The 13,644-nt window shown below is 56.3% G+C and carries 10 protein-coding genes and 1 rRNA gene; 1 reads left to right on the forward strand and 10 read right to left on the reverse strand.

Going from position 1 to position 13,644, the window contains the following annotated elements:
• Positions 1-34 precede the first annotated feature (34 nt).
• From CFB02_RS11155 to CFB02_RS11185, 7 genes are all read right to left on the reverse strand, one after another.
• A 16S ribosomal RNA gene (locus CFB02_RS11155) occupies positions 35-1,574 on the reverse strand.
• Between the two features lie 419 nt (positions 1,575-1,993).
• A complete protein-coding gene (locus tag CFB02_RS11160; protein WP_088558056.1) occupies positions 1,994-2,617 on the reverse strand; it encodes a sulfite oxidase heme-binding subunit YedZ in 624 nt (207 codons plus the stop codon).
• Positions 2,617-3,591 carry a protein-methionine-sulfoxide reductase catalytic subunit MsrP gene (msrP, locus tag CFB02_RS11165; RefSeq protein WP_088558057.1) on the reverse strand — a complete coding sequence of 325 codons (975 nt, stop codon included), beginning with the start codon at positions 3,589-3,591 and terminating at the stop codon, positions 2,617-2,619. The genes CFB02_RS11160 and msrP overlap by 1 nt, the downstream gene beginning before the upstream one ends.
• 95 nt (positions 3,592-3,686) lie before the next feature.
• Entirely contained in the window at positions 3,687-4,505 is an 819-nt protein-coding gene (pssA, locus tag CFB02_RS11170; RefSeq protein ID WP_088558058.1) for a CDP-diacylglycerol--serine O-phosphatidyltransferase, read from the reverse strand.
• Positions 4,506-4,594: 89 nt separating this feature from the next.
• Entirely contained in the window at positions 4,595-5,611 is a 1,017-nt protein-coding gene (ilvC, locus tag CFB02_RS11175; protein ID WP_088558059.1) for a ketol-acid reductoisomerase, read from the reverse strand.
• Positions 5,612-5,675: 64 nt separating this feature from the next.
• Positions 5,676-6,167 carry an acetolactate synthase small subunit gene (ilvN, locus tag CFB02_RS11180; protein ID WP_008170692.1) on the reverse strand — a complete coding sequence of 164 codons (492 nt, stop codon included), beginning with the start codon at positions 6,165-6,167 and terminating at the stop codon, positions 5,676-5,678.
• Between the two features lie 2 nt (positions 6,168-6,169).
• The gene (locus CFB02_RS11185; RefSeq protein ID WP_008170695.1) at positions 6,170-7,888 is read right to left on the reverse strand and encodes an acetolactate synthase 3 large subunit; all 1,719 of its coding nucleotides are present in this window, start codon (positions 7,886-7,888) and stop codon (positions 6,170-6,172) included.
• A gap of 521 nt (positions 7,889-8,409) precedes the next feature.
• Here CFB02_RS11185 and CFB02_RS11195 point away from each other — a divergent pair.
• On the forward strand, positions 8,410-8,871 hold the full coding sequence (locus CFB02_RS11195; protein ID WP_088558061.1) for a DUF4124 domain-containing protein: 462 nt from the start codon (positions 8,410-8,412) through the stop codon (positions 8,869-8,871).
• A 51-nt stretch (positions 8,872-8,922) separates the two neighbouring features.
• Here CFB02_RS11195 and clpB read toward each other — a convergent pair whose 3' ends face one another.
• From clpB to rluD, 3 genes are all read right to left on the reverse strand, one after another.
• Complete coding sequence (gene clpB, locus CFB02_RS11200; protein WP_088558062.1) at positions 8,923-11,499, reverse strand: ATP-dependent chaperone ClpB; 2,577 nt, start codon at positions 11,497-11,499, stop codon at positions 8,923-8,925.
• Between the two features lie 320 nt (positions 11,500-11,819).
• Positions 11,820-12,578 carry a peptidoglycan editing factor PgeF gene (gene pgeF / locus CFB02_RS11205; protein ID WP_088558063.1) on the reverse strand — a complete coding sequence of 253 codons (759 nt, stop codon included), beginning with the start codon at positions 12,576-12,578 and terminating at the stop codon, positions 11,820-11,822.
• Complete coding sequence (gene rluD / locus CFB02_RS11210) at positions 12,568-13,545, reverse strand: 23S rRNA pseudouridine(1911/1915/1917) synthase RluD (RefSeq protein ID WP_088558064.1); 978 nt, start codon at positions 13,543-13,545, stop codon at positions 12,568-12,570. The genes pgeF and rluD overlap by 11 nt, the downstream gene beginning before the upstream one ends.
• Positions 13,546-13,644: the final 99 nt, after the last annotated feature.

Consider the following 13,644-nt stretch of genomic DNA (forward strand, 5'->3'; position numbering starts at 1 on the left):
CGTGTGGACTCTGACCGAAGCATTCGGCTTCGTTTAAGGAGGTGATCCAGCCGCAGGTTCCCCTACGGCTACCTTGTTACGACTTCACCCCAGTCATGAACCACACCGTGGTGATCGTCCTCCCGAAGGTTAGACTAACCACTTCTGGTGCAATCCACTCCCATGGTGTGACGGGCGGTGTGTACAAGGCCCGGGAACGTATTCACCGTGACATTCTGATTCACGATTACTAGCGATTCCGACTTCACGCAGTCGAGTTGCAGACTGCGATCCGGACTACGATGCGTTTTGTGAGATTGGCTCCCCCTCGCGGGTTTGCAGCCCTCTGTGCGCACCATTGTAGCACGTGTGTAGCCCTGGCCGTAAGGGCCATGATGACCTGACGTCATCCCCACCTTCCTCCGGTTTGTCACCGGCAGTCTCCCTAGAGTTCTCAGCCGAACTGCTAGCAACTAGGGATAGGGGTTGCGCTCGTTACGGGACTTAACCCAACATCTCACGACACGAGCTGACGACGGCCATGCAGCACCTGTGTCAGAGTTCCCGAAGGCACCAATCCATCTCTGGAAAGTTCTCTGCATGTCAAGGCCAGGTAAGGTTCTTCGCGTTGCGTCGAATTAAACCACATGCTCCACCGCTTGTGCGGGCCCCCGTCAATTCATTTGAGTTTTAACCTTGCGGCCGTACTCCCCAGGCGGTCTACTTAGTGCGTTAGCTGCGCCACTAAGACTTCAAGAGTCCCAACGGCTAGTAGACATCGTTTACGGCGTGGACTACCAGGGTATCTAATCCTGTTTGCTCCCCACGCTTTCGCACCTCAGTGTCAGTATTGGTCCAGGTAGCCGCCTTCGCCACTGGTGTTCCTTCCTATATCTACGCATTTCACCGCTACACAGGAAATTCCACTACCCTCTACCATACTCTAGCCTGACAGTTCGAAATGCCGTTCCCAGGTTAAGCCCGGGGCTTTCACATCTCGCTTATCAAACCACCTACGCGCGCTTTACGCCCAGTAATTCCGATTAACGCTTGCACCCTCCGTATTACCGCGGCTGCTGGCACGGAGTTAGCCGGTGCTTCTTCTGTGAGTAACGTCAAGCCCTACGAGTATTAGTCGCAGAGTTTTCCTCCTCACTGAAAGTGCTTTACAACCCGAAAGCCTTCTTCACACACGCGGCATGGCTGGATCAGGGTTGCCCCCATTGTCCAATATTCCCCACTGCTGCCTCCCGTAGGAGTTCGGGCCGTGTCTCAGTCCCGATGTGGCTGATCATCCTCTCAGACCAGCTACGGATCGTCGCCTTGGTAGGCCTTTACCCTACCAACTAGCTAATCCGACATAGGCACATCCAATAGCGCAAGGTCCGAAGATCCCCTGCTTTCCCCCGAAGGGCGTACGCGGTATTAATCCGGGTTTCCCCGGGCTATCCCCCACTACTGGGCAGTTTCCTATGCATTACTCACCCGTCCGCCGCTCGTCAGCATCTAGCAAGCTAGATCTGTTACCGCTCGACTTGCATGTGTTAAGCCTGCCGCCAGCGTTCAATCTGAGCCATGATCAAACTCTTCAGTTTAAATCATACAAGAATCCGAAGATTCTCTATTCTTGCTCAAGACAAAACTCAATTTCGACGAGTCACTGTCCTGATATTTCGTATCCGAAATACCTCGGCCAGCGCCCACACGAATTACTTGGTCAACTTTTTAAAGAGCGTTTGAGCTGTTGCTCAATCAAGGCCGCGTATTCTACATCGTTACGCCGCCTTGTCAACCGTTAATCTGAAGAATTTTAAAACTCATTTTCTTCAGTACTTTCAAACGGTTACTTCTGCCTGGAAAACCGCTGTAAGCGGCTTGTCCCTCAGAAGTGGTGCGCATTCTACAGGCGTCAGGAAAACTGTCAACGAGGTTTTTGAATTAATTTATAGCGGTATCGGTTTCCACGTATCCGACTGATCAGTCAGTGATCACATCGTATTCTTTTTACTCAAAATCAGCCTCTGACAAACGGAATCAGCGCTCGACTCCCGCTCCATTTCCAACGAAGCGCCAGCAGAACAGCGATTATCAGGCCGTACACCACCATTTCTCCGACGTCACTGCGGGACTGCCAGATAAAATGAACCCATGCCGCTATCGCAATCGGGTACACCAGCTTATGCAAGCCTTTCCATTGCCGGCCCATCCATCTCATCATCCCCTTTGTTGAGGTTAACGCCAGTGGCACAAGCATAAGGAAAGACACCGCCCCCGCCAGGATATATGGCCGCTTGGTGAACGTGGCCCATAGATCGCTCCAGCCAAGAATGAACTGAAGAAACGCCAATACATGCAACACCGCATAAAAGAACGCAAACAGGCCAAGCATCCGGCGGACTCGAATCCACGCTCCCCACCCTGTCCAACGCTTGAGCGGTGTCATGCATAAGGTAGCAATCAATAACTGAAATGCCGCGATGCCCAGCGACTCTGTTACTTCTTGCCCGGGATCCGGGCCCAGGGACTGGCTGGCAATGCTGGCAATCAGCACCAACAGGGGAACGCTGGCGAGCAGCGCTACCAGCAGGCGAAACGCCAGCACAAACCCCGGTTGCTTCAGCACACGCTTCTCATTCATTAATAGAACTTGCTCAAATCCATGCCCTTATACAGATCGGCAACCTGTTCTCCATAGCCATTGAACTTGACGGTTTCCATGTAGTTGGGAGAGAGCAAGCCAGAGGGCAGCCTGCGCTCCTGCTTCTGGCTCCACCTCGGATGGTCAACTTCAGGGTTCACGTTGGCATAGAAGCCATACTCCTGAGGCGCAAGCATTTCCCAGGTAGTCTTGGGGCGCTCCTCCTGAAAGCGGATCTTGACGATCGACTTGATGCTCTTGAATCCGTACTTCCAAGGCACGACCAGCCGGATAGGCGCGCCATTCTGATTTGGCATGGTCTTGCCGTAGAGCCCAACAGCCAGGAAGCTTAACTCGTTCATTGCCTCGTCCATGCGAAGACCTTCCTGATAAGGCCAGTCGATGGTGCTGAACAGCGAGCGCTGACCTCGCATCTGCTCCGGATCATAGAGGGTCTCGAAATAGACGTACTTCGCCCTGGAAGTCGGTTCGAGCCGCTTGAGAATATCGGCCAAGGGGATCCCGATCCAGGGAATCACCATCGACCAGGCCTCAACACAACGAAGCCGATACACCCGTTCCTGATACTCGTGAGGTTTCAGCAGATCTTCCAACGCATACTTACCGGGCCGATCACATTCGCCTTCAACAACCACGGACCAGGGATCAACGGTCATCTCATCGGCGTACTTCGCCGGATCCCCTTTTCCAGTACCGAACTCGTAAAAGTTGTTGTAGCGGGTTACGTCCTCAAAAGGGGTTTTTTCCTCGTCGGTGGAAAAGCCGGGCATCGGAACAAAATCCAGCGCTTCTCCCGGGACAGGCAGCTTCGCTGCCGACAACAGACCGGGCACTGAAAGGCCTGCCGCCACAGCCAGGGTGCCGGACATAAATTGACGGCGGTTCAGATAAACAGACTCGGGCGTAACTTCAGCATGGGGCAAAGCCCAGGAAGGGCGTTTCTTGATGAACATGGAAAGTCTCCGTCAGGGCATCAGCCAGCAAAGGCGTTGACCGGAGACTGTGTTGAAAATTCCCGGACCTCACTGAGGAGGCCCGGAGGGGGTGCTCAGTCAGCGGCGCCTGGAGCTTTCCGTGGCTTGCCACGGAAAAGCGCACGAACAGGGCCGGACAACGCGTATATCAGAAATCCAGTAAACAATACGGTCGCAGGATCCAGCGCGATCACAACAAAAACCAGCACCACGAGCAGAATGGCGGCAAACGGTACACGGCCACGCAGGTCCAGATCCTTGAAACTGCGGTACAGAATATTGCTCACCATCAAAACACCGGCGCCTCCGACCACAAACATGGTCAACAAGGTGAGCCAGGTAGACGGCTCGAAAAGATGGAAACACCAGACCAGGCCCGCGACACAAGCAGCCGCAGCCGGACTCGGCAAGCCGACAAAGAACTTCTTATCGACCGAGCCAATCTGGGTATTGAACCGTGCCAGGCGCAAGGCGGCGCCAGCCACGTAGATAAAGGTGATGGCCCAACCAACCTTGTCGAAGGCGTTCAGTGACCAGAAAAAGGCTACCAGGCCGGGGGCGACACCGAAGGCCACCATGTCGGCCAGACTGTCGTACTCTTCACCGAATTTACTCTGGGTATTGGTCATCCGGGCGACACGGCCGTCGAGACCGTCCAGAATCATCGACACAAAAATAGCGATGGCGGCATTGTCAAAGACGCCGTTGGCGGCAGAAACAATGGCGTAGAAACCTGAGAACAGCGAAGCGGTTGTGAGCGCATTGGGAAGCAGGTATATGCCCTTGCGGCGCACGGGCGCACCTCCTACCAGCTCTTCTTCAACTACTTCCCCGGCCTCGACTTCATAGTCCGGGTCTTGCTTGCCGTCGGCGGATTTTCTTTCTTCAGTCATTCCCATTACTCCGGAAAGCGTTTGGGCGGAGTATATACGAAAAACGCGGCCACCCGGGCCGCGTTTTTCAAAACCAAGCGGAATTCCGCTTAGTTTTTGTCCTTATCCACGATCTTGTTCGCGGAGATCCAGGGCATCATGCCACGCAGTTTTTCACCAACCACTTCGATTTCGTGGGCAGCGTTCTGGCGACGACGCGCCGTCATGGACGGATAGTTCAGAGCGCCTTCAGAGATAAACATCTTGGCGTACTCGCCGCTCTGGATGCGCTTCAGTGCGTTACGCATCGCTTCACGGGACTGCTCATTGATGATTTCCGGGCCAGTCACATACTCACCGTACTCCGCGTTGTTGGAAATGGAGTAGTTCATGTTGGCGATACCACCTTCGTACATGAGGTCCACGATCAGCTTCAGCTCGTGCAGACACTCGAAGTACGCCATTTCCGGCTCATAACCGCCGTCCACGAGCGTTTCGAACGCCGCTTTAACCAGCTCCACGGTACCACCGCAGAGAACGGCCTGCTCACCGAACAGATCGGTTTCGGTCTCATCCTTGAACGTGGTCTCGATGATGCCGGTACGGCCGCCACCGATACCGCTGGCGTAGGACAGAGCCAGATTCTTGGCGTTGCCGGAGGAATCCTGGAAGATAGCGATCAGGTCAGGAATACCACCACCGTTGGCGAACTCGGTGCGCACGGTGTGGCCCGGTGCCTTCGGAGCAATCATGATGACGTCCAGATCCTTACGCGGAACGATCTGGTTGTAGTGGATGGCAAAGCCGTGGGCGAACGCTAGGGTGGCGCCTTGCTGCAGATTCGGCTCGATTTCCGCCTTGTACAACTGGGCCTGGTATTCGTCCGGAGTCAGAACCATAACAACGTCGGCGGCGGCAACGGCAGACGGCACGTCGCTGGTCTTCAGACCGTAGGCTTCCGCCTTGGCGATGGAAGAAGAACCCGGGCGCAGGCCCACGGTCACGTCAACGCCGGACTCTTTCAGGTTGCACGCGTGAGCGTGGCCCTGGGAGCCGAAACCAATGATGGCAACTTTCTTGCCCTGGATGATGGAAAGATCGCAATCCTTATCGTAGTAAACCTGCATGAGAAACCTCTGTTATTTGTGATGGCCCCGAAGAGCCATATTGTTCAAACCCTGTTTGAAATCGTTAAAGGCTGAGCACCTTCTCGCCCCGGGCGATACCGGATACACCGCTACGCACCACTTCCAATACGCCCGACGTGCCAACAGCCTGAATAAAGCCGTCCAGCTTTTCGCTGTCACCTGCCAACTGAACCGTGTAAACGGAACTGGTCACATCCACGATCTGACCTCGGAAAATGTCCACCGTACGCTTGATCTCGGCACGCTGGGAACCCGTGGCTTTCAGTTTGACCAGCATCAGTTCGCGTTCGATATGGGCGCCTTCGGTGAGATCCACCAGCTTGACGACTTCAATCAGCTTGTTCAGTTGTTTGGTGATCTGTTCGATCACCTTGTCAGAACCCGTGGTGGTCACCGTCAGACGGGACAACGTCTCGTCCTCGGTTGGCGCCACGGTGAGTGTTTCGATGTTGTAATTGCGCTGGGAAAACAGACCCACCACCCGCGACAGGGCGCCAGGTTCGTTTTCAAGCAAAACAGAAATGATTCGACGCATGATCAGACCCTCTCCGTCTTGCTGAGCCACATATCTTTCATGGAACCCCGGGCAACCTGCATCGGATACACGTGCTCAAAGCGATCCACGTAGATATCCACGAATACCAGCTCGTCTTTCATGGCCAGCACTTCTTTCAGTTTGGTCTCCAGATCTTCCTTCTTCTCAATCCGGACACCCTTGTGGCCGTAGGCTTCCGCCAGCTTGATGAAGTCGGGCAGGGATTCCATGTAGGACTCGGCATGGCGGGACTCGTAGTTCATGTCCTGCCATTGCTTGACCATACCCAGAGCCTGGTTATTCAGGTTGATGATCTTGACCGGCAGATTGTACTGCTTGCAGGTCGACAGCTCCTGAATGTTCATCTGGATACTGCCCTCACCGGTAATGCACAGCACTTCGTCGTCCGGATGGGTCAGTTTGACCCCCATGGCCGCCGGCAGACCGAAGCCCATGGTGCCGAGACCACCGGAATTGATCCAGCGGTTGGGCTTATCGAACTTGTAGTACTGGGCCGCGAACATCTGATGTTGACCAACATCGGAAGTCACGAAAGCTTCGCCGTTGGTCAAGCGACACAGCATTTCAATGACTTCCTGGGGCTTGATCACATCCGGGCTGGTCTCATAGCGCATGCCATGGAATGCCCGCCACTCGTCGATCTGCTTCCACCAGGAAGCGATTGCGTCCGCGTCCGGCTTTTCCTTGGCTTCCTTCACCAGCGACAGCATTTCCTTGAGCACGGCGTCGACCGGGCCAACGATGGGCACATCGGCATCCACCGTTTTGGAAATCGAGGCCGGGTCGATGTCGATATGGATGATGCGCGCGCCAGGACAGAACTTCTCGGTAGCGTTGGTAACCCGATCGTCAAACCGGGCTCCCACGCAGAGAATGAGATCCGAGTGGTGCATAGCCATGTTGGCTTCGTAGGTGCCGTGCATGCCAAGCCAGCCGAGGTGCTGCTTATCACTGGCCGGGTAACAGCCAATGCCCATCAGGGTATTGGTGATCGGATAGCCCAGCAGCCTTACCAGCTCGGTCAGCTGATCCGATGCCTTGCCCAGAACAACCCCACCACCTGCGTAGATAATTGGGCGCTTCGCCGCCAGCATCATGTCGACCGCTTTCTTGATCTGACCGGCATGGCCGCGAATAGCGGGGTTGTAGGAGCGCAGTTTGACCTTCTTGGGATAGGCGTACTCGTAACGCTCGTTCGGCGTGGTCATATCCTTGGGAATATCCACGACCACAGGACCGGGGCGACCGGTCGCGGCAATGTAATATGCCTTGCGGATAATCTCCGGGATTTCCTCGGGATGACGGACACTGAGGTTGTGCTTAACCACCGGACGGGAGACACCCATCATATCGGTTTCCTGGAACGCGTCCTCGCCGATGAGGGTGGACGCAACCTGGCCGCACAGAACCACCATGGGAATGGAATCCATGAACGCGGTGGCAATGCCAGTGATGGTGTTGGTGGCTCCAGGACCCGAGGTCACCAGTACGGTACCTGGTTTTCCGGTCGCGCGGGCATAACCGTCGGCCATGTGGACCGCCGCCTGCTCGTGCCTTACCAGAATGTGCTTGACTTTGTCCTGCCTGAACAGCGCATCATAAATATGAAGGGCTGCACCACCCGGATAGCCGTATATGTATTCGATGCCTTCATCTTGAAGGGACCGGATCAGCATATCGGCGCCAGACAATAACTCCACGATTTTCTACCCTCTTCTACGAGTGAATGAGCCGGGAAGGCTCCCGGTTGCCTGGATTCACGGTGTCCATGCTTCTTTTGAAAGCGGAACCGGCTGCTCCTCCACACCTTGTTAAGAGGTTGTCTCCTGGCCAGCCGCCCTCCTGAGGGTTGCGGAGAACGGCCAATCAACGGGTTGCACGTAAGCAACAACCATCCCGCGACGGATGCGCGGCGCGTTCAGTGTGGTAATTGATGGGGGATACTCGCTCGGGATTGCCTGCCGTATTGACCCCAGTCTTCAGGCAATCGGTAATTCTGACAGCGCGAAACTCCCTGTCAATAGCCGCTGCAGGTTTCTGTGCCTATACTGGCCGAAGGTCTGCCTTACTTGGAACAAATCCGATACAAAGATTTGAACCAGACAGAAGAAAATCCGCAATAGCGATGGCATGATAGGCAATACTGAAATGAGAAAAAACGGGCCCGGTCTATCCAGGTTGTCTGCCTGCCCGGGAGCAGTGAACATACGCGAGTTGAGCCATGAACAGAAAAATCCTGACGCTGACCTTATTGCTGGCCGTTGTACCAGGTGTCGCCACGAGCGCCTCTGTCTATAAATGGACCGATGAAAACGGAGTTACCCACTTTGGCGACCGACAGCCCACTGGCTCGAAGGCCGAGCGGGTCAATGTGCGTTCCGGCACTTCTACCGATGCTTCCGGCAACCGGCAGAGCCCACAGGAGCGTCTGCAGAATATGCAGGAACAGCAGACTGAGCAGGCGGCACAGCGCCAGGAAACGGCAGTTGAGGAGGCCCGCAGAAAACAGCGGGAGGCGAACTGCGCGACCGCACGCTCCAACCTCGACATGATTGACCGTAACGCACGAATCCGCATTGAAGAAAATGGCGAGCAACGCTACCTCAGCCCAGAGGAAATTGCCGAAAAGCGGGCAGAATTTGAGCGGATTGCGGAAGAGAACTGCGGACCGGAAGAACAGTAAGAAGAAAAAAAGGGGTCAGATGAAAGCCTTCATCTGACCCCGGTTTCAAGCTCAAGCCTTGGCGAATGCCAGGTGGTGGTCCTCCACCGTACCCTTGATGACATCCCCCGGCACAAACTCTCCCTTTAGCAAACGCTGAGCCAGCGGATTCTCGATCATTCGCTGAATAGCCCGCTTCAGAGGACGCGCGCCATATACCGGGTCGTACCCGACTTCGGCCAGCAACTCCATCGCAGCGTCATCCAGCTCCAGCTTCATATCCTGTTCTTTCAGGCGCTTGCTCAGAGACTCGATCTGAATCCGGGCAATGCCCTGGATCTGACTCTCCGCCAGCGGGTGGAACACCACCACTTCATCCACGCGGTTGATGAACTCGGGGCGGAAATGAGTGCCGACGACTTCCATGACGGCATTCTTCATGACCTCGTAGTTCTCCTCGCCGGCTTTCTGCTGGATGATGTCCGAGCCGAGGTTTGAAGTCATGACAATGACCGTGTTCCGGAAGTCGACGGTCCTGCCCTGCCCGTCCGTCAGGCGACCATCCTCAAGTACCTGCAAAAGAATGTTGAAAACATCCGGATGGGCTTTCTCCACCTCATCCAGCAACAACACGGAATACGGCCTGCGACGAACCGCTTCAGTGAGGTAACCACCTTCCTCGTAGCCGACATAGCCCGGAGGCGCACCGATCAGGCGGGCCACGGAATGCTTCTCCATGAACTCGGACATATCGATGCGAACCATGGCTTCCTCGGTATCGAACAGAAAGGACGCCAGGGCCTTGCAAAGCTCGGTTTTACCCACACCGGTCGGGCCGAGGAACAAAAACGAACCGTTGGGGCGATTGGGATCGGACAGCCCCGCCCGCGAACGGCGCACGGCGTTGGACACGGCTTCAACTGCCTCATCCTGGCCGATAACCCGACCATGGAGCGCTTCTTCCATGCGCATCAGCTTATCGCGCTCGCCTTCGAGCATCTTGGACACCGGGATGCCGGTCCACTTGGAGACAATCTCGGCGATTTCCTCGTCGGTTACCCGGTTGCGAAGCAGCTTCATCTCCATCATTTCTGCCTGGCTGGCCATATCCAGTTGACGCTCCAGCTCAGGAATCTGCCCGTACTGGAGCTCGGACATCTTACCGAGATCACCGGCACGACGGGCATTCTCCAGATCGATGCGGGCCTGTTCCAGACGGCTCTTGATCTTCTGGGAACCATGCAGAGCGGCCTTTTCGGTATTCCAGACCTCTTCCAGATCGGCGTATTCACGCTCGACACCGGTGATCACGTCGGACAGCTCGGACAAGCGCTTTTTCGAGGCCGGGTCAGTCTCTTTCTTCAGAGCCTCGCGCTCGATTTTTAGCTGAATCAGGCGACGCTCAAGGCGATCCAGGGGTTCAGGCTTGGAATCCATTTCCATACGAATCTGGGAAGCTGCCTCGTCTACCAGATCAATGGCCTTGTCCGGCAGCTGACGGTCGGCAATATAACGATGAGAAAGCTTGGCGGCGGCGATGATGGCGCCATCTGTCACCTCAACCCCGTGGTGAACCTCATAACGCTCTTTCAGGCCCCGCAGGATAGCGATGGTGTCTTCCTCACTGGGTTCGCTCACCAGTACTTTCTGGAAGCGACGCTCAAGAGCGGCGTCTTTTTCGATGTTTTCACGGTATTCATCAAGGGTGGTCGCGCCCACGCAGTGCAGCTCGCCACGAGCGAGCGCCGGCTTGAGCATATTACCGGCATCCATGGAGCCTTCGGCCTTGCCGGCACCAACCATGGTGTGGATCTCGTCTATGAACAGGATGATCTGACCTTCCTGTTTGGACAGTTCGTTCAGAACAGCTTTCAGGCGTTCTTCAAACTCACCCCGGAACTTGGCGCCGGCAATAAGGGCACCCATATCGAGTGACAGGACTTTCTTGTCCTTGAGGCCATCTGGCACCTCGCCGTTGACGATACGCTGGGCCAGCCCTTCGACGATGGCGGTTTTACCAACGCCGGGCTCACCGATGAGGACCGGGTTGTTCTTCCGGCGGCGCTGCAATACCTGAATGGTGCGGCGAATTTCATCATCGCGGCCAATCACCGGGTCCAGCTTGCCGGCCTCCGCTCGCTCGGTAAGGTCGATGGTGTATTTGGACAGAGCCTGACGGTTTTCTTCGGCGCTGGCGTCGTTGACGGCTTCACCTCCGCGAACGTCGTCAATGGCCTTTTCCAGGGCAGCTTTATCAACACCCTGCTCCCTGAGTACCCGGCCCAGTGTACCCCGGTCTTCCAGGGCGGCCAGCAACATGAGCTCACTGGAGATGTACTGGTCTTTGCGCTTCTGGGCGAGCTTGTCGGCAATGTTGAACAGGCGGCCCATGTCATTGGACATAGAGACGTCGCCGGCCGATCCCTGCACTTCCGGCAGGTTTTCGATTTCCCGGGCGATCGCCTGGCGAATGCGTCCGGGCTCTGCGCCAGCCTGCTTGAGCAGAGGCTTGATGGCGCTGCCTTCCTGATCAAGCAGTGCCTGCATCAGGTGCACCGGCTCAATGAAATTGTGATCCTTTCCGACCGCGATGGACTGTGCGTCCGCGAGGGCGGTCTGCAGCTTGCTAGTCAGCTTGTCGATTCTCATGTGTACTTTCCCCAAATTTCTGCGAATACCATGGTGCCGTGGGTGGCGGATATTCGATTGCTTTGACAGTTAATGTAGGGGCAAGTAGAGGGACTTCAAGCGGAGGCTCGGTGTATTCGTCAGAAAATTGACGGCCGTCAGGTTTGAGTTTGGTGCTGGGTGCGAGGCTGGCGCGAGGCTGCTTTCCAGAACACGCCGTGAATACATCCGTGTAGGCTTGGCTGCAGCATCCATGCTGCAGACAGTTCTGGAAAGCAGCCTCGCACCAGCCACCGGACTTTTCAGCAACCGCCTTGCCACGGCCACTTCAAGTTGGCCACTTAGCTTGTTAGCCAGACCAGCGTGGCCATCCGCCCTGTTTGGCCATCCCTGCGGTATGAAAAAAACCGATCTGAATCCTGAACGGTACACAGGGCACCGCCAGTCACGTTGGAAACACCGAGATGATTTAGCCTCAAAGTGGCAAGGGCATAGATATCTGCCATGAAATGACCCGGCCGAGCACCTTCGGCTGTGAAGGCGTGGACCGCTTTGGGATCATGGTCAAGGAAGGCTTCACGCACTTCCGGGCCGACCTCGAAGCTGTCCGGACCGATGGCCGGGCCGAGCCAGGCTTGCAGAGCTTCGGGCGCAACGGCCATCTTGCTCACCAGGTTCTCGATAACACCGCCACACAGGCTTCGCCAGCCACAGTGGGCGGCGCCAACAACTGTTCCTTCGCGATCGGCAAGGATAACGGGCAGGCAGTCAGCAGTAAGGATGGCGCAGGCGATGCCCGGATGACGGGTGTAGCTGGCGTCAGCCTTGGCGATTTGTCCGACGTTATCAGGGGTCAGTTCGACAACATCGATACCGTGCACCTGATTGAGCCAACCGATCTGCTCGCTTTTCAGCCCTGTGGACTCGGCGAGTCTTCGTCGATTCTGTCGCACATGATCCGGGTCGTCTTCGACGTGAACACCGAGGTTAAGACTGTTCCAGGGTCGACCGCTGACGCCACCGGCGCGGGTTGTGCTGATCGCCCGCACTCTGTCGGGCGCAGGCCAGTCCGGTTTCAGGGCGTCACTTTCAATAGTCACGGGTTTCCAGCTCCCGGGCGTGTTTGCGCAGAGCTTCAATCAACGCAACCATATCCTCAGGCAAGGGAACCTCCCAGGTCAGGATTTCACCGGTTTCCGGGTGTTCCAGGGTCAATTGCCGGGCGTGGAGGGCCTGACGGTTGAACGCCGAGAGGGCCTCTCTAAGCTCGTCAGTGGTTCCCTTGGGCAGTCTCAGCCGACCTCCATAGAGCGGATCTCCGACCAGCGGGTGTTTTACATGGGCCATATGAACCCGGATCTGATGGGTTCGGCCGCTTTCCAGTTTGCAGCGGACGTGAGTGTGGGCGGCAAAACGTTCCACCAGGCGATAATGGGTGACCGCCGGTTTGCCGGAGGCGACGACCGCCATTTTCTTGCGCTCCCGAGGATGCCGGCCGATGGGCGCATCAACCGTTGCACCACCGGTGAGGGTGCCAACAACGACGGCCTCATACTCGCGACCCATGGTTCGGGTTTGCAACTGATCGACCAGGGACGTATGCGCAATCAGGCTGCGGGCCACGACCATAATGCCGGAGGTGTCTTTGTCGAGGCGGTGTACGATACCCGCCCTCGGCAGGTTCTCGACCTCCGGTGCGTAGTTCAGCAGGGCATTGACCAGGGTTCCATCGGCATGGCCGGCCGCCGGGTGCACCACCAGGCCCGCGGGCTTGTTGATGACCAACAAGTGCTCGTCCTCATAGACGATATCAAGGGAGATTTCCTCGGCCTGCCAGCTCACCTGAGCTTCAGGCTCGGCATCCAGCGCCAGGCGATCGTCCAGCATCACTTTGTCCCGAGGCTTTCGCACCTCGCCATTTACTGTTAGCGCGCCGCTTTTGATCCAGGATTGCAGGCGGGAACGGGAGTGTTCGGGCATCAGCTCTGCTGCGGCCTGATCCAGGCGCTTGTCGCTCAATTCCGGCGGCACAACAAAGTTGGCGAGGATTCGTTTTTCAGATGACATTAAGCCCCCCAGGGCCTGTGTGTGTTACGTTTCGGTCAGATTATTTGAAACAGCGGGGATTGCTCTGCACATGGAGCCACTTCCCCGCTACAATGACTG

It is taken from the genome of Marinobacter sp. es.042 (assembly GCF_900188315.1).
Taxonomy (GTDB): Bacteria; Pseudomonadota; Gammaproteobacteria; order Pseudomonadales; family Oleiphilaceae; genus Marinobacter.